A 15,297-nucleotide genomic window follows, 5' to 3' on the forward strand; every position below is an offset into this window, starting at 1 on the left:
GAGGTTCCGATGACGATCGATGCTGACGAGGCCGCCCGCCACAAGGCCAAGATGGAAAAGCGCAAGGCGGTGCAGGATGCCGAGGTCGCCGCCAAGACGATCGAAAAGGGACTCCTGATCGTCAATACGGGGCCAGGCAAGGGCAAGTCGACCGCCGCCTTCGGATTGATCCTGCGGGCTCTCGGCCATGACTGGCGCGTCGGGGTGGTGCAGTTCATCAAGGGCGCCTGGGCGACAGGTGAACGCAAGGCGCTCGACGCCTTCGGCGATCGCATCGTCTGGCACACGATGGGCGAAGGCTTCACCTGGGAAACGCAGGACAAGGCCCGCGACATCGCTGCCGCCGGGCGCGCCTTCGCCAAGGCCAAGGCGTTGATGGACGATCCGGAGATACGCCTGCTCGTGCTCGACGAACTCAATATCGCGCTGCGCTACGACTATCTGCCGCTGGCGGAGGTGGTCGAGACATTGGCGAGCCGGCGCCCTGATCTGCACATCGTCGTCACCGGCCGCAATGCCAAGCCCGAGTTGATCGCCGTCGCAGACCTCGTCACCGAGATGACGGTGGTCAAGCATCACTTCGCGGCGGGCGTGAAGGCACAGGCCGGGATCGAGTTCTGAGGCCAGGGCATCGACCCGAAACGTGGATCGCAGCTTTCGGGAAAGTCGAAGCAAACACAGAAGGTGAGATCGTCGTTCCCGATGCGATGCCCGGTCCGATGAACTAGAGGGCGAGCGCGGTGACGGCCCCCGCAACGGCGAGCCCCCACAGCAGCAGACACGCCCTCCGATAGAGAGCGAGCGCCCGCCGGATATCCGCCGCTTCCGCTTCGGCCCGGCCGTCCCCCATCCACCCGTCGTCGACCCTGACATCGCCATAGACGCGCGGGCCCGCCAGCYGGAGGCCGAGCGCACCTGCCATCGCGGCTTCCGGCCAACCGGCATTGGGCGAACGATGATGGCGGGCATCGCGTCGGACAGCTCGCCACGCATTGGCGGGGTCTGACGTTTTGTCGAGTGCGGCGGCTGCGGTCAGCAGCAGCGCGGTGAGGCGAGAGGCGGGAAGGTTGACGAGGTCGTCGAGACGCGCCGCCGCCCAGCCGAAGGCGAGGTGGCGCGGTGTCTTGTGGCCGATCATCGAATCGGCGGTATTGATCGCCTTGTAGAGCGCGCCGCCCGGCAGGCCGCCGACGCCGAGCCAGAAAGCCGGAGCGACGATCCCGTCCGAGAAATTCTCGGCAAGGCTTTCGATTGCGGCGCGGGAAACTCCGGCTTCGTCGAGGGTTTCGGGGTTGCGGCCGACAATCATCGAAACGGCGATGCGTCCGCCTTTGAGCCCGTCCCGCTCCAGTCCTTCGGCGACCCGTGCGACATGCTCGTGCAGGCTGCGCTGTGCGATGAGGCTGGAGGCGACGAGCGCGAGGGGCAGCCAGCCCAGCGGGCCGAGGCCGCGGCAGAGCAGGGTCAGCCCCCATGAGATGGCGAATGTGGCGGCAAGCAGCAGCGCGAGGGCGAGGCCGCCGGCCGCCTTGCGCACGATGAAGGAGGCGCGCTCGCGATTGAGCATCCGGTCGAGCCGGGAGATCAGCGCACCGATCCAGGTGACGGGATGGCCGATCAGCGCATACAAGCCCTGGGGGTAGCCGAATCCCGCCTCGATGATCAGGGCGGCGGCGAGGAGCGGTAGGGAATCGGACAGGCTCATGCGGGGCGGGAATGGCTGAGGCGGCAGGCAAGGTCTGGCATGGCGGCGATCTGGCACAGGCGAAGGCGCTGTTCCCGGAGGCGCCCGAGCCATGGATCGATCTTTCGACCGGGATCAATCCCATCCCCTATCCGGTTCCTGCGCTGCCGTTAAGCCTCTGGCAGCGCCTGCCGGGAGTGCGGGACGAGGCGGCATTGCTCGCTGCGGCACGCGAGACGTACCGGGTGCCCGAGACGGCCGGCATCGTCGCGGCGCCCGGCACTCAGATCCTGATCGAACTGCTGCCGTGTCTTGCGAACACCGGGCCAGTCGTCGTGATCGGCCCGACCTATGCCGAACATGCGGTGGCCTGGCGCAAGGCGGGGATGGACGTGCGGGAGAGCGCAACGCCCGCGGAGGCGGGCGATGCGGGCGTGGTCGTGCTGGTCAACCCGAACAATCCCGATGGGCGGGTGATTGAGCGCGCGCAACTCACGGCGGTTGCGCGTGACCTGGCCGGACGAGGCGGGTTGCTCGTCATCGACGAGGCCTTCATCGATTTCATGCCCGAGGCGAGCCTGATCCCCGAGCTGCCACCGGCGACGCTGATCCTGCGCTCCTTTGGCAAGACTTACGGGCTTGCCGGCTTGCGTCTGGGTTTCGCGATCGGCGAGGCGCGCCTGACGGAGGCCTTGCGTGCCGCGCTCGGTCCCTGGGCCGTCGCGGGGCCGGCGCTTCATATCGGGGCGCAGGCGCTCAGTGACACGGACTGGCTCGCGGCGGCCGCCGGTGCCCGGGCCAGCGATGCCGCCCGCCTCGATGCCTTGCTGGCGTCGCGAGGCGTGATCGTTGGCGGCACCTCCCTGTTCAGGCTGTTGGCGACGCCGGACGCACCGGCACTCTTCGCCCATCTCGGCCGCGACGGCATCTATGTCCGCCGCTTTCAGAACAATGCGAGCTGGCTACGGCTTGGCTTGCCCGGCGACGAGCCGTCCTGGCAGAGGCTCGCCGCTGCTCTGGCATCCTTTCTGCCTCCTGATGCCGCCTAGGGGGCGCATGCATGGAAGGGCGGGACGGAGCCGTTTCGCATGATTAAGCTGGGTTTTGTCATCACGGGGGAATGCAATGAAGCCTTGGCCGCAGGAAAGAGAACTCACGATCGGCTTCGCGCATGCCGCCTACCAGTTGGGAGCGGAGTTCTCCGCGCGGGCGCGCGCCGCGAGGAGCTTTGAGGTTCGCAGCCTCGATGAACTCAAGGCGCGCGCGCCCGAAGCCGATGTCCTCGTCGTCTCCGGACTCTGGCGCAACGAGCTGATCGCCGCCTGCCCGCGCCTGCGCTTCGTCCAGTCGATCAGCGCCGGCACGGATCAGTTCGACAAGGCCGCCTTCGCCGCGGCCGGCATTCGCCTCACCAGTGCGCAGGGGGGCAATGAGCGCGCCGTTGCCGAACACGCGATGGCGCTCATCCTGGGCCTTACCCGTCAGATCCACCTCGCTCGCGACAACCAGATGGCAAAGCATTGGCGGCCGATGATCGGTGATCGCGCCCGACGCGAGGACGAGCTCGGCGGCAAGACGCTTGTCATCGTCGGCCTTGGACGGATCGGCCTGCGTTTGGCGAGGTTGGCTGCGGCTTTCGGTCTGCGCATCATTGGTGTGCGCCGCAGCGAGCGGCCCGTATCAGGCATCGATGCGATTGTGGCGACGGACAAGCTGGGCACGGTTCTGGCTGAGGCCGATATCGTGGCGTTGACCTGCCCGCTGACGCCCGAGACCGAAGGACTGATCGGCAGCGAGGCGCTGGCCGCCATGCGTCCGGGCTCTCTCCTGATCAATGTTGCGCGTGGCCGTGTCGTCGACGAGGCGGCGCTGCTGGCGGCGCTGGGTTCGGGGCGCCTGGCTGGCGCCGGACTCGACTGCTTCCATGACGAGCCGCTCCCACCGGCCTCGCCCTTCTGGGGGCAGCCGAACGTCATCGTCACCCCGCACAGCGCCGGCGAGACGCGCGCCTATGAGACGAACGTCGTCGACATCCTCCTCGACAATCTCGACCGGCTGGCGCGTGGCGACGCGGAGTTGCACAACCAGATCGTTTAGATCATGGAACCGGAACGAAGTCCGGTCCCATGATCTGACTGTGATCGCATCGGTCTTCCCGGTTTCGGGCCGATACCTGACCGGGCGGTCGCTTACGCCTCGTGCAGCCGGCGGTAGATGCCGTCGGCCTTGACCAGGTCGGCATGGCTGCCCTGCTCGGCGATCCCGGTCGAATCCACCACCACGATCCGGTCGGCATCGCGGATGGTCGCGAGACGATGCGCGATCATCAGCGTGGTGCGGCCCTGCGACAGATCCGCAAGCGATTGCTGAATGGCGCGCTCGGTTTGCGTGTCCAGCGCCGAGGTCGCCTCGTCCAGGATCAGGATCGGCGGATTCCTCAGGAAGATGCGAGCGATGGCGAGGCGCTGCTTCTGCCCGCCCGAAAGCTTGACCCCGCGTTCGCCGATGATGGTGTCGAGCCCGTCGGGCATCGCCGCGATGACCTCGTCGAGCCGCGCGCGCCGCGCGGCCTCGACGATCTCGGCCTCGCTCGCCTCGAGCCGGCCATAGGCGATGTTCTCGCGCATCGTGCCGGCGAAGAGGAAGACATCCTGCTGCACGATGCCGATCTGCCCGCGCAGCGAGGCCAGCGTCATGTCGCGGATATCGATGCCGTCGATGGTGATGCTTCCGCCGCTGACTTCGTAGAAGCGCGGCAGCAGGGAGCAGATCGTCGTCTTGCCGGCCCCGGACGGGCCGACGAACGCGATCGTTTCGCCCGGCTTGATATGCAGGTCGATGCCGCTGAGCACGGGGCGGCCGGTCTGATATGCGAACGAAACGCCCGCATAGCGGATTTCGCCCGAGAGTCTCGGCGCAGTCACCGCATTCGGTCGGTCGGCGATATCAGGCTCGGTGTCGAGGAACTCGGTATAGCGCCGGAAGCCGGCAATGCCCTTCGGATAGGTCTCGATCACCGAATTGATCTTCTCGATCGGTCGGAAGAACACGGCGATGAGCAGCAGGAATCCGACGAAACCGCCCTGGCTCAGGCTGCCGGTGATGACGAGATAGCTGCCGGCGACCATCACCACCATCTGGGTCAGCCGCATGCTGAGATAGCTCAGCGAGATGGTAGCCGCCATGATGCGGTAGGCATCGAGCTTGGTCTGGCGGTAGTTCTGGTTGTCACGGGCGAAGAGCCGCCGCTCGTGCTCCTCGTTGGCGAAGGCCTGGACGACGCGGATGCCGCCGACATTCTCCTCGATTCGCGCGTTGAAGCTGCCGACCCGCCCGAAGAGCTGCTGCCAGTTATGCGTCATGCGCCCGCCATAGCGGCCGGTCAGCCAGCCGGTCAGCGGCACGATCGCGGCAGTGACGAGCGCAAGCTCGGGGCTGACCATGAACATCAGCACGAAGGCGCCGAACAGGGTCATCATCGCGATGAACAGGTCTTCGGGCCCGTGATGCGCGACCTCTCCGATCTCCTCGAGGTCCTTGGTGAGGCGGGCCACGAGATGGCCGGTCTTCTGGTTGTCGAAAAAGCTGAAGGAGAGCTTCTGCAGATGGTCGAACGCCTTCCGCCGCATCTCGGTCTCGATATTGATGCCGAGCATGTGGCCCCAATAGGTCACGATCGCCATCAGCCCGCTATTGAGCAGGTAGATCACCAGCAGTGCGGCGGCGCAGGCGAGGATCAATCCCCAGTTCTGGCCGGGCAGCAGCCAGTCGATGAAGAACTTCACCGCGATCGGGAAGGCGAGCTCCAGCAGGCCCGACAGCACTGCGCAGGAAAAATCCAGCAGGAAGAGGCCGCGATGCGGTGCGTAATAGGCGAAGAAACGGCGAAGCATGATGACGATGTCTTTTCAAATCCGGATCGCGCACGATTATCCGCGGGTCCAGAGGCCGGAACGGGGCCGGCCCCTTCTATAGGCTCTGGCGTGCCGGAGCGGAATGCCGGCGATGCATGGCCGGGCACTGATCACTCATCGCCAAGCCGGGGCCCGGAGCTCCGCCGCACTCCAGATGGGCCACGTCAGCGATTGTAACGCACCGGCACCGCGAGCGAGATCGTGCCGCCCCCGCCGACGCCGGCAGGAGGCGCCGGGACGGGGCTTGCCCTGCGGATCATGCTGACGGCCTCCTCATCGAGCGTGGCATCGCCGGAGCTACCGGCGAGTCGCGCGGACAGGACACGCCCGCCCCGATCGATCGAGAAGGCAATCTGCACCGTGCCGGGACGCGCGCCGCCCGGGAAGCGCTTGTAGCGATTGAGATGGGCGATCAGCATGCCGCGCCATGACGCCGTCGAGGCGGAGGGCGATGCAGCGGAACCGGTTGGCGCGGAGGAAGGAGCAGCGGCGGGCGCGGCCGAGGCGGGGGGCGCGGCGGCTTCCTTGGCCCGTGGCTTCTCGCGCTCGACCGGCTTGCGGCGCTCCACGATGCGTGGCTTGGGCGGCGTCGGCTTGCGTTCGACGACCTTCGGCTTCTCGGGGGCAGGCGGAGGCGGGGGAGCGAGCACGGCTGCAGCATCGGGCAGCTGCGGCAGTTCGGGCAGCTTGATCTCAGGCTCGGGCAGATGGACCGGCTCGGGTATCACCTCGGGTTCCGGAGGCGGCTCTGGCTCCTTGACCGGCTCGGGAACAGGCTCCGGGGTTGGTGGGGGCGGCTCGGCCTCGGTCGCCTGGGGGGCAAGGGGCAGGTCGGCAGCGGGGGCCTCGGGCGCAACGGAAACCGCCGCAAGCTCGATCATCACGGCAGGCTCGGGCGCGCCGGCCGCAGCCTCTCCCGGCCGCCAGCTCAAGGCCAGCCAGGCAATACCGCCATGCGCCGCCACCACGACGAGCCCAGCCGAACTCCAGCGCAATAGCGCCGGCCAGAGGCGTCGTGATGCGCTGCCATCGAGAGACCCGGTCTTCATGGCTTCACACCCGCGACCGGCGCGGCCGCCTGGCCCGTATCCTCGAGCCCGACCAGCGCGATCTTCAGATAGCCGGCATTGCGCAGGAGGTTCATCACATCCATCAGCTCGCGATAGGCGACAGTCCCGTCGGCGCGCAGGAAGACTCTCTGCTCACGGTCGCTGCTGGTTTGCCGGTCGAGGACACTCTGCAGCGCTTCGCGCGGGACGGGGTCGTTGCCGAGCGCGAGCGAGAGATCGCCCTTCACGGTAAGGAAGACGGGCTTCTCGGGCCGCGGCTGCGGCTGCGCGTTGGAGACGGGCAGATCGACGGCGACATCGACGGTGGAGAGCGGGGCTGCGACCATGAAGATGATCAGCAGCACGAGAATCACGTCGATGAAGGGTGTGACGTTGATCTCGGAGACCTCAGCCAGATCGCCGTCCTGCGGATCCTTGAGCGAAACGGCCATCGTTCACTCCGCCGACATCAGCGGCGGCACCGCATGCAGCGAGCGGCCGGGACGCTGCGCCGCACGCCGCGCACGCTCAAGGTCGCGCGAGAGGTGGCGCAGGACGTCGCCCGAGGCGTCCGACAGCACGGCGCGGTAGCCTGCGATCGAGCGCGAGAAGACATTGTAGATGATGACTGCGGGGATCGCCGCGACGAGGCCGATCGCAGTCGCCAGCAGGGCTTCGGCGATGCCGGGCGCGACCACGGCGAGATTGGTGGTCTTCGACTGCGAGATGCCGATGAAGGAGTTCATGATGCCCCAGACAGTGCCGAACAGGCCGACAAAGGGGGCGGTCGAACCAATCGTCGCGAGCAGGCCGGTGCCCTTCGCCATATCCCGGCCGGCACGCGCCTCGCGCCGTGACAACGCGATCGCAACGCGCTCCTTGATGCCGTCATCCGAGAGATCAGCCGAACGGCGGACTTCATCGCGAGCGGCCTGAACCAGCTCGGCGACGACGCTGCGTCGTGCATGGCCGGCAGAGATCCTCTCGGCGGCGATCTCGAGGCTGTCCGCCTCGTCCAGCCGGCGTGCGGCCAGCCGCGCCCTGGTCTTGGCAGCCATCAGCTCCAGGCTCTTGGCGAGCCAGATCGTCCAGGTCACCAGCGATGCGAAGGCAAGCCCGAGCATCACCGCCTTAACGACGATGTCCGCCGCCATGAACATGCCCCAGGGCGAAAGGTCATGAGGAAGCGCAGCAGCGGCGACCGGGGCGGGAGCTTGCGGTGCCGGCAGTTGCTGGGAAACAGCCGTCTGTTCATGGGCGCCGCTCGGGCTTGCGGCCATGTTCGGCGCCGGCGTCGCAGGCGCGGTCGTCGCGGCTGGGGGGGGCGCCGGCTGCTGGGTGGTCGGCGCGCTTGCTGGCGCCTGCGCGAAGCTTGTTCCGATTGCGGGGCCAATTGTGAGGGACAGTGCCAACAGCAGGCTGCCCGCTGCGCTGCGTTTTGCCCGACCAGCGAGGGTGGTCGTGGCTGTACTGCGGCGGGGCTCGTCCTGGGCACTCATACCGGTTGGCTCTCTGCTGTCAGAATGGTGGGCGGTTCATTTCAAGAGGGTAGGCAATAGTTGTACTATTAATTTAGAAAAAATCTAATCTATGAATACTTCTATGGGCGCGTTACTGGCCACTAACAACGCGAATGTCAAAGATAAAGATTGTGGTTGTGCCGAGTTGTAACGATTGTTTGGGCGGTTCGCGGTCAGGGGCGCCGCAGCCCGGCGTAACACTTTATCGCGTCGCCGCTGCCGACCGGTCGTTCGTTCGCCCATGCCGATGATGTCTGCTCAGGTATTCGCAGGATGGCGTTGTCTCCGGCCGCGAGTCGAAGAATGGTCATCCGGTCGCACCCCGTGATGCCGTCTGCCGGATGACCTGATCTCGATGCCGAGCCTGCCTTCGCCCTTGCCGGTGCCCTCGACGGGGCGCGGACTCGGCCTCATCCTCACCCTCGGCGTGACACAGGTCGCCGGCTATGGCTGCCTCTACTATACCTTCGCGGTGCTGGCCCGGAATATGACCGCAAGCTTCGGATGGGCTCCTGAATGGACCTATGCCGGGTTCGCCGCGAGCCTTCTTGCCGGCGGTGTCGTTGCTCCCGCCGTCGGCCGGCAGGTGGACCGTCGAGGAGCACGGCTGGTGATGACGATCGGTTCGGCCCTTGCCGGGTTGGCACTGCTGGCGCTCGCCGAGGCACGCGGCGGCCCGAGCTATTTCGCGGCGATGATTGCCCTTGGCATGATTTCGACCATGGTCTTCTACGACGCCGCCTTTGCGGCACTGACGCAGTCGCGCGGTGCCGGTGCGCGGCGCTCGATCAGCCAGCTCACTCTGATCGGTGGCTTTGCCTTGACGATCTTCTGGCCCCTGACGACGGCGCTGCTCGCGCAGTTCGACTGGCGCGAGATCTACCGGTTCTACGGCCTGCTACAGCTGGGGCTCTGCGTGCCCTTGCATCTCCTTGGGCTGCCAGGGCGTGTCAAACGGGCCGCAGAGCGCGGGCATGCCGCGAGCGTTCCGGCGTTGCTCCATGCCGATTATCTCGAAGGCGAGGCGCGCCGGCTCGCCTTTGTACTGCTCGCTCTCGCCTTCTCGCTGCAGGGCTTCGTCGTTTCAGCCATGTCGGTGCATCTGCTGAGCATATTGCAGGGGCTAGGCCTGAGCGCTGCAGTCGCGGTCGGCATCGGTGCCATGGTCGGCCCTGCCCAGGTCGCCGGGCGGCTGGCGGAGATGCTGTTCGGCGCTTCTCTCTCGCCGATGACCACGGCATGGGTTTCGGCGGCGATGATGCCGCTCGGTTTCGTCCTGCTGATGACGGGCCAGACGACCGCAGTGCTCGCCGGTCTCTTTGCGATCGCCTACGGGATCAGCGTCGGACTGAGTTCGATCGTGCGTGGAACCGTGCCGCTCCAGCTTTTCGGCCCGGCGGGATACGGCGCGATGCTTGGCAAGCTCTCGGCGCCGGGGCTGGTGGTCAAGGCGGCGGCGCCGCTTGTCTGTGCGGTCTTGATCGAGCGGGCTGGCCTGATGCCAACGGCGGGGCTCATGGTGTTGCTGTCCTTGCTTGCCACCGGGGCCTTGTTCGTGCTCGCGCGCAAGGTCTCCTGACCTGAAGGGATCAGATCCGTCGTGCGCGCCACCATGAACGGACGGCGTCGCGCGTGCGCAGCATGAAGGCATGGATCGGACTGCGCCTCACCCAGTCCAGCGTGCGCGCACGCAAATCGGTGATGACAGCCATTCCGCGCGCGAACCAGCTGATGGTGAGGAGCTTCTTTCGGCCGGCATTGTAGATGCGCTCGACGATCACGAAGCTCGCCAGATACGCCAGCCCGAGCATGATCAGGCCGCTGATCACATGGCCGCGCGCGATCACGATGAGGCTGACGAGCTTGAGAGGCTCGACGACCGCGAACGGCGCTGCCAGCAGCGCCAGGATCGCAAAGCGCGGCATGCGGGCGATCGCCGCCTCGGCGCGTGCCACGAACCGCCGTTCCGACAGCCAGCGAATGGCCGGGCGGTAGAGCGGGCGCGCGAGCTCGTCGAACAGGATCAGGAACGAGATCAGGCCTCGTAGCGGCAGCGCAGCAACGCGGCCGATGGCGGCTGCCAGACGATGGAGAGGTGACGATGCCATCGATCCTTCCGTGCCGCCCGCGTGATGCAACAGCAAGCAGAAATGCCGCGCCTCCCAGCCGCGGATGGCTGGAAACCCGCTGTCATCATCCCTGGCGTCGGTTCCGTCGCCAGGGATGTCGCAACGATTGAGACGACCCGGGCGTTGATCGCCCCGATCGCGGCGACCTCAGTCGGTGAAGACGACCGTCTTCTTGCCGTTCAGAACGACGCGGTCCTCGAGATGATGCAGCACGGCGCGCGCCAGCACCCGCCGCTCGATATCGCGGCCCTTGCGCACCAGCGCGTCGGGCGTATCGCGATGCGAGATGCGCTCGACATCCTGCTCGATGATCGGACCCTCATCGAGATCGGGCGTCACGTAATGGGCGGTCGCGCCGATCAGCTTCACGCCGCGCTCATGCGCCTGATGGTAGGGCTTGGCGCCCTTGAAACCGGGCAGGAAGGAATGATGGATATTGATGCAGCGACCAAGCAGCTTGGCCGAGAGCCCGTCCGACAGGACCTGCATATAGCGCGCAAGCACGACGAGATCGGTCCGGGCCTCCTGTACGAGCTGCCAGATCTGGGCCTCCTGCTCCATCTTGGTCTGTCGGGTGATCGGCAAATGATGGAAGGGCAGGTCACCGATATCGGTCGAGGCGATGCTGTCGCGACCGTGGTTAGAGATGATGCCGGCGATCTCCATCGGCAGCTCGCCGATGCGCCAGCGATAGAGCAGGTCGGCGAGGCAGTGGTCGAATTTTGAGACCAGCAGCATCACGCGCTTCCGCACATGCTGCTCGCGCAGCGTGAAATCCATGGCGAAGCGCCGGGACAGTTTCCCGAAGGCTTCCGTGATCTCGGCGTGCGACCTGCTCTCGGCGAGGCGCTCGAAGACGACGCGCATGAAGAAGCGGCCCGTTTCGGTGTCGTCGAACTGCTGTGCGTCTCGGATGTTGCAGCCGGCCTCGAACAGCAGCGTCGAGACGGCGGCGACGATGCCGGGACGGTCGGGGCAGGAAAGGGTGAGGATCGAAATGCGGTCGGACATGGCTGATGCCGCCCTTCGAGGGGCGGCCCTTCGCTGGGACAATGGGACGGGTTTCGGGTTGGAGGGCGCGCGACGCGCTGCGCTCAACCTCGTCCCGTTGCCGTCACCCTGCAGCCGAACTCCGCCGCGGAGGCGGAAAGCCAGGACCAGAAACTGCCTGCCATGCTGCGTGCGACCATGATCTCGAAAACGGCGTCACCGGATTCCGGATCGTCAGTGATCCGCCAGAGATGCACACCCATATAAGCGATGCTTGTCAAGGCGGCGGCACCGGCGGGGAAGACGGAAGGGTGCAGATCGAGCATGCAGCCCTTCGCCAACGTCTCGCGCAGCTTCGGTCCGGAAAGCCGCAGCGCAGCCCGCCCGTCGGACTGGTCGGAGACGGCCGCGAGCGGCGCGAGATCGCGCAGCAGCTCATCGAAACCGTTCCGATCCGTCGCGATCAGATGCCACTGATCCGGGCCGGCCCAGACCAGACTGTGGCTCGTGCTGGAGACGATGCGCGGCGTCACCGGCAGGCCGAGCCCGGTGCGGCGCTGGAGCGCCTGCGTGAGCACCTCATCCCGACCCTCCCCAGCAATCAGGCTGGCGATGCCGAGGCCGTCGCGCGCCTCGATCGTGATGCCGGGCTGCCCGGCGGCACCAAAGGCGCCCGAGGCCAGAATGCCGGCCCAGGAGCCGCGTGGCGTCCAGGCAGTTGTCACGGCGTCAGCCATGGAGGCGCGCTCCTTCGGGATCGACGAAGACCGGATTGCAGATTTCGAGGACGATATCGCCGTTGCGCACCGGGTCGACGGCGCGGATGCGTTCGCCGATGCGTTTCGGGCCATTCTTCAAGAAGCCGAGGCCGATCCAGTGCTTCAGCACCGGGGAATAGGCGACCGAGGTCATGTAGCCCTCGTCATGCTCCATCGCCGCAGGCTTGCCGAGGCCGATGAAATGCGCGCCGGCTCGCAGTCGTTGCCCGATTTCCACCGGCCTGAAGCCGACCAGGGCGGGACGATCCGGTTCGATCAGGGCTTCGCGCCTTGCCATGACGCGACCGACAAAGTCCTTCTTGGCGGACATCATCCGGCCCAGGCCAAGATCGCGGGCCGTGGTCTGGCCGTTGAGCTCGTTGCCTGCGACATGGCCCTTCTCGATGCGCATCACACCGAGCGCCTCGGTGCCATAGGGCGTGATACCGTACGGCGCCCCTGCCGACATAAGGGCACGCATCATTGCATCGCCATGATCGGCCGGGACGGCGAGCTCATAGGCGAGCTCGCCCGAGAAGGAGATCCGGAACAGCCGCGCCGGGATGCTGCCACCGACCGTGACGCTGCGCGCCGCGAGATAGGGGCAAGCTTCGTTCGAGAGATCGTGTTGCGCATCGACGACGCCGCGCAGAACATCGCGGGCCTTCGGTCCCGCAACCGCGGCCTGCGCCCACTGCTCCGAGACTGAGACCATGCGGACATCGAGCGTCGGCCAGAGCACCTGATGGCAGAATTCGAGATGCTGCATCACCTTGGCGGCGTTCGCCGTGGTGGTCGTCATCAGGAAATGCGTCTCGGCCAAGCGCGAGGTCGTGCCGTCATCCATGACGAAACCGTCTTCGCGCAGCATCAGTCCATAGCGCGCCTTGCCTACGGGCAAGGCCTTCCAGCCATTGATATAGACCCGCTCCAGGAACTCGGCGGCATCATCGCCCTGGATGTCGATCTTGCCGAGGGTCGAGACGTCGCAGATGCCGACGCCATTGCGCACGGCGAGCACCTCGCGATTGACGGTGGTCAGCCAGTGGTCCTCACCTGCTTTCGGATAATACTGCCCGCGCAGCCACAGCCCGGTCTCGACGAAGACGGCGCCCTGGTCCTTCGACCATTGATGGGTGGGCGCCAGCCGCATCGGCCGGAAATCCGGGCCGCGATGGTGTCCGGCAAGCGCACCGATGGCGACCGGCGTATAGGGCGGCCGGAAGATCGTCGTCCCCGTCTCGGGAATGGTCTTGCCCGTTTGCTCGGCCATGATCGCGAGGCCGGAGATATTCGAGGTCTTGCCCTGGTCGGTCGCCATCCCGAGCGTGGTGTAACGCTTCAGGTGTTCGACCGGTCGGAACCCCTCGCGCGCCGCCAGCTCGACATCGGTATCGGTCACGTCGTTCTGGAAATCGACGAAAGCCTTACCCTTGCCGCCCTTGACCCGCCAGAGCGGAGAAACCGAGACCGCTTCAGGATCGGTCTTCGCTGCGGAGGCCAGCGGCTTCGCCGCGAAACCGCAATCGGCCGCAGCTTCGCTGCCGAGGCGGGCGCCGTCCGCCAGTGCCTGCGCCAGGCTGAAATGCCCGGCAGCGCTGCCGGCGGCGCTGAGCCCGGCCGGCATCGTGCCCGGCACGAAGGCTTGGATCGCCTCGTCCCAGATCGGCCGCGTGTTCTGATGCGAGGTCAGGTGCAGCGTCGGGTTCCAGCCATTCGAGACGGCAAGCAGATCGCAGGCAAGGCTTGTCTCGCGGCCGGACGCGTCGCGGATCGTGACCTGCTTGAGGGCCTTGCCGCCGGAGGCGCGGCTGACCGCGCTGCCGGCGAAGACGCGCGCGCCGATCGCGTTTCCGAGTGCGACCAATGCCGAATCCACCTGCGGACGCGGATCGACGATCGCTACGACCTTCGCGCCGGCAGCGGCCAGATCACGGGCCGTGGCCCAGCCATCGTCGCCGGCCGTGAAGACCACCGCCTCGCGCCCGGGCAGTACGGCGTAGCGATTGAGATAGATCCGCACCGCACCTGCCAGCATGACGCCGGGGGTGTCGTTGCCGGCAAAGACGACAGGCCGTTCGATCGCGCCAGCCGCCAGCACCGCGCGTTTGGCGCTGATGCGCCAGGAGCGCTGACGTGGCTGATACGCGGCTGGCACCGGCAGATGGTCGCAGACGCGTTCGACAGCGCCGTAGATGCCGTGATCATAGACGCCAAACACTGTCGTGCGTGTCATGATCCGGACATCGGGAAGGCTGGCGAGTTCCGCCAGCGCGTCGGCGACCCATTCGGAGCCGGCGCGGGCGTCGATCTCGCGCTTGTCGGCGATCAGCCGGCCGCCCGGTCGAAAATCCTCATCGCACAGGATGACGCGGGCGCCGCTGCGGCCGGCCGCCAGCGCGGCAGAGATCCCGGCCGGCCCACCGCCAATGACGAGGACGTCGCAAAAGGCGAACGCTTTCTCGTAATGGTCGGGATCGTCCTCCATGGCGGCGCGGCCAAGGCCGGCGGCGCGGCGGATCAGCGGCTCGTAGAGTTTTTCCCAGAAGGCCGCCGGCCACATGAAGGTCTTGTAGTAGAAGCCCGCGGTCAGCGCCGGCGCGAGCAGCGAGTTGATCGACAGGATGTCGAAATCGAGCGACGGCCAGCGGTTCTGGCTCTGCGCCTCGAGCCCGTCATAGAGCTCGGCCACGGTCGCTCGCGTATTGGGCTCGCGGCGCGCGCCGGCGCGCAGTTCGACGAGTGCATTCGGCTCCTCTGGACCTGCCGAAAGGATGCCGCGGGGCCGGTGGTACTTGAAGGATCGGCCGACGAGGCGCACGCCATTGGCCAGAAGGGCGGCAGCAAGGGTGTCGCCGGCATAGCCCTGATGGGAACGGCCGTCGAAGCGGAAGCTGACGACGTTCGCCCTGTCGATCAGGCCGCCATCGCCGCGGCGGAAGGGCTGCTTCGCGCTCATGCCCTATCTCCCGTGGCGCGCGCCCTGGCCGTCTCGACGGTCTCGATGGCGTGGGTCCTCGTGTCGCGCGTCACGACCAGCCAGGCATGGCAGCCGGCGCCGTGATACCAGAGCTCGCGATGCCGCCCGGCCGGGTTGTCGCGCTGATAGACATAATCGTGCATCGCCGCTTCCGTCGTTGCCATTCCCTCGGGGCGCTGCGGATTGGCGTCACCGAGATAGGTGAATTCCTGGACGTCGCGGGCGCCGCAATGGGGACAGGTAATGCGCATGGAGAAAGGTTCCTGAGCCGGC

Annotated in this window: 14 protein-coding genes; 4 read left to right on the plus strand and 10 right to left on the minus strand. The window is 66.7% G+C overall.

From position 1 onward, the window contains the following. Nucleotides 1-9 precede the first annotated feature (9 nt). Nucleotides 10-621 (plus strand): cob(I)yrinic acid a,c-diamide adenosyltransferase, encoded by a 612-nt coding sequence (gene cobO / locus AC1DGP_RS25990; RefSeq protein WP_441507504.1) that lies wholly within the window; start codon nucleotides 10-12, stop codon nucleotides 619-621. A gap of 103 nt (nucleotides 622-724) precedes the next feature. Here the strand turns inward: cobO and cbiB are convergent, their stop codons facing one another. Beyond that, complete coding sequence (cbiB, locus tag AC1DGP_RS25995; protein ID WP_476832653.1) at nucleotides 725-1,705, minus strand: adenosylcobinamide-phosphate synthase CbiB; 981 nt, start codon at nucleotides 1,703-1,705, stop codon at nucleotides 725-727. 11 nt (nucleotides 1,706-1,716) lie between these two features. On the opposite strand from cbiB, the gene cobD reads away from it, so the two are divergent. Both cobD and AC1DGP_RS26005 read left to right on the plus strand, forming a co-directional pair. Then, on the plus strand, nucleotides 1,717-2,733 hold the full coding sequence (gene cobD, locus AC1DGP_RS26000; RefSeq protein ID WP_441507506.1) for a threonine-phosphate decarboxylase CobD: 1,017 nt from the start codon (nucleotides 1,717-1,719) through the stop codon (nucleotides 2,731-2,733). Between the two features lie 76 nt (nucleotides 2,734-2,809). After that, nucleotides 2,810-3,781 (plus strand): D-2-hydroxyacid dehydrogenase, encoded by a 972-nt coding sequence (locus tag AC1DGP_RS26005; RefSeq protein WP_441507507.1) that lies wholly within the window; start codon nucleotides 2,810-2,812, stop codon nucleotides 3,779-3,781. Between the two features lie 92 nt (nucleotides 3,782-3,873). Here the strand turns inward: AC1DGP_RS26005 and AC1DGP_RS26010 are convergent, their stop codons facing one another. The 4 genes from AC1DGP_RS26010 to exbB all read right to left on the minus strand — a co-directional run bounded on the left by AC1DGP_RS26010 (nucleotide 3,874) and on the right by exbB (nucleotide 8,146). Next, the gene (locus AC1DGP_RS26010) at nucleotides 3,874-5,577 is read right to left on the minus strand and encodes an ABC transporter ATP-binding protein (protein WP_441507508.1); all 1,704 of its coding nucleotides are present in this window, start codon (nucleotides 5,575-5,577) and stop codon (nucleotides 3,874-3,876) included. A gap of 185 nt (nucleotides 5,578-5,762) precedes the next feature. Then, nucleotides 5,763-6,647 carry an energy transducer TonB family protein gene (locus AC1DGP_RS26015; protein ID WP_441507509.1) on the minus strand — a complete coding sequence of 295 codons (885 nt, stop codon included), beginning with the start codon at nucleotides 6,645-6,647 and terminating at the stop codon, nucleotides 5,763-5,765. Next, the gene (exbD, locus tag AC1DGP_RS26020; protein WP_441490341.1) at nucleotides 6,644-7,099 is read right to left on the minus strand and encodes a TonB system transport protein ExbD; all 456 of its coding nucleotides are present in this window, start codon (nucleotides 7,097-7,099) and stop codon (nucleotides 6,644-6,646) included. The genes AC1DGP_RS26015 and exbD overlap by 4 nt, the downstream gene beginning before the upstream one ends. Before the next feature lie 3 nt (nucleotides 7,100-7,102). After that, nucleotides 7,103-8,146: a tonB-system energizer ExbB gene (gene exbB / locus AC1DGP_RS26025; protein ID WP_476776619.1), complete on the minus strand. Its 1,044-nt coding sequence runs from the start codon at nucleotides 8,144-8,146 to the stop codon at nucleotides 7,103-7,105. A 376-nt stretch (nucleotides 8,147-8,522) separates the two neighbouring features. Here exbB and AC1DGP_RS26030 point away from each other — a divergent pair, with 376 nt between their 5' ends. After that, entirely contained in the window at nucleotides 8,523-9,746 is a 1,224-nt protein-coding gene (locus tag AC1DGP_RS26030; RefSeq protein ID WP_441507511.1) for an MFS transporter, read from the plus strand. Nucleotides 9,747-9,756: 10 nt separating this feature from the next. On the opposite strand, the gene AC1DGP_RS26035 is transcribed toward AC1DGP_RS26030, so the two are convergent. The 5 genes from AC1DGP_RS26035 to AC1DGP_RS26055 form a co-directional block, all read right to left on the minus strand. Beyond that, on the minus strand, nucleotides 9,757-10,275 hold the full coding sequence (locus AC1DGP_RS26035; RefSeq protein WP_441507512.1) for a hypothetical protein: 519 nt from the start codon (nucleotides 10,273-10,275) through the stop codon (nucleotides 9,757-9,759). Between the two features lie 168 nt (nucleotides 10,276-10,443). Continuing rightward, complete coding sequence (purU, locus tag AC1DGP_RS26040) at nucleotides 10,444-11,307, minus strand: formyltetrahydrofolate deformylase (protein ID WP_441507513.1); 864 nt, start codon at nucleotides 11,305-11,307, stop codon at nucleotides 10,444-10,446. Between the two features lie 83 nt (nucleotides 11,308-11,390). Beyond that, a complete protein-coding gene (locus AC1DGP_RS26045) occupies nucleotides 11,391-12,023 on the minus strand; it encodes a sarcosine oxidase subunit gamma (RefSeq protein ID WP_441507514.1) in 633 nt (210 codons plus the stop codon). Continuing rightward, on the minus strand, nucleotides 12,016-15,003 hold the full coding sequence (locus tag AC1DGP_RS26050) for a sarcosine oxidase subunit alpha family protein (RefSeq protein WP_441507515.1): 2,988 nt from the start codon (nucleotides 15,001-15,003) through the stop codon (nucleotides 12,016-12,018). The genes AC1DGP_RS26045 and AC1DGP_RS26050 overlap by 8 nt, the downstream gene beginning before the upstream one ends. Beyond that, a complete protein-coding gene (locus tag AC1DGP_RS26055; protein ID WP_441507516.1) occupies nucleotides 15,000-15,275 on the minus strand; it encodes a sarcosine oxidase subunit delta in 276 nt (91 codons plus the stop codon). Before AC1DGP_RS26055 ends, AC1DGP_RS26050 begins: the two co-directional genes overlap by 4 nt. Nucleotides 15,276-15,297: the final 22 nt, after the last annotated feature.

Source organism: Allobosea sp. 05T433 (assembly GCF_056396065.1).

What these genes read in the sequence shown, in the direction of transcription:
- exbD (WP_441490341.1), bottom strand. Translation starts at nt 7,099, where the DNA reads ATGGCCGTTTCGCTCAAGGATCCGCAGGACGGCGATCTGGCTGAGGTC.
- cobO (WP_441507504.1), top strand. Translation starts at nt 10, where the DNA reads ATGACGATCGATGCTGACGAGGCCGCCCGCCACAAGGCCAAGATGGAA.
- AC1DGP_RS26015 (WP_441507509.1), bottom strand. Translation starts at nt 6,647, where the DNA reads ATGAAGACCGGGTCTCTCGATGGCAGCGCATCACGACGCCTCTGGCCG.
- exbB (WP_476776619.1), bottom strand. Translation starts at nt 8,146, where the DNA reads ATGAGTGCCCAGGACGAGCCCCGCCGCAGTACAGCCACGACCACCCTC.
- AC1DGP_RS26045 (WP_441507514.1), bottom strand. Translation starts at nt 12,023, where the DNA reads ATGGCTGACGCCGTGACAACTGCCTGGACGCCACGCGGCTCCTGGGCC.
- AC1DGP_RS26030 (WP_441507511.1), top strand. Translation starts at nt 8,523, where the DNA reads ATGCCGAGCCTGCCTTCGCCCTTGCCGGTGCCCTCGACGGGGCGCGGA.
- AC1DGP_RS26055 (WP_441507516.1), bottom strand. Translation starts at nt 15,275, where the DNA reads ATGCGCATTACCTGTCCCCATTGCGGCGCCCGCGACGTCCAGGAATTC.
- AC1DGP_RS26005 (WP_441507507.1), top strand. Translation starts at nt 2,810, where the DNA reads ATGAAGCCTTGGCCGCAGGAAAGAGAACTCACGATCGGCTTCGCGCAT.
- AC1DGP_RS26035 (WP_441507512.1), bottom strand. Translation starts at nt 10,275, where the DNA reads ATGGCATCGTCACCTCTCCATCGTCTGGCAGCCGCCATCGGCCGCGTT.
- purU (WP_441507513.1), bottom strand. Translation starts at nt 11,307, where the DNA reads ATGTCCGACCGCATTTCGATCCTCACCCTTTCCTGCCCCGACCGTCCC.
- AC1DGP_RS26010 (WP_441507508.1), bottom strand. Translation starts at nt 5,577, where the DNA reads ATGCTTCGCCGTTTCTTCGCCTATTACGCACCGCATCGCGGCCTCTTC.
- cobD (WP_441507506.1), top strand. Translation starts at nt 1,717, where the DNA reads ATGGCTGAGGCGGCAGGCAAGGTCTGGCATGGCGGCGATCTGGCACAG.
- AC1DGP_RS26050 (WP_441507515.1), bottom strand. Translation starts at nt 15,003, where the DNA reads ATGAGCGCGAAGCAGCCCTTCCGCCGCGGCGATGGCGGCCTGATCGAC.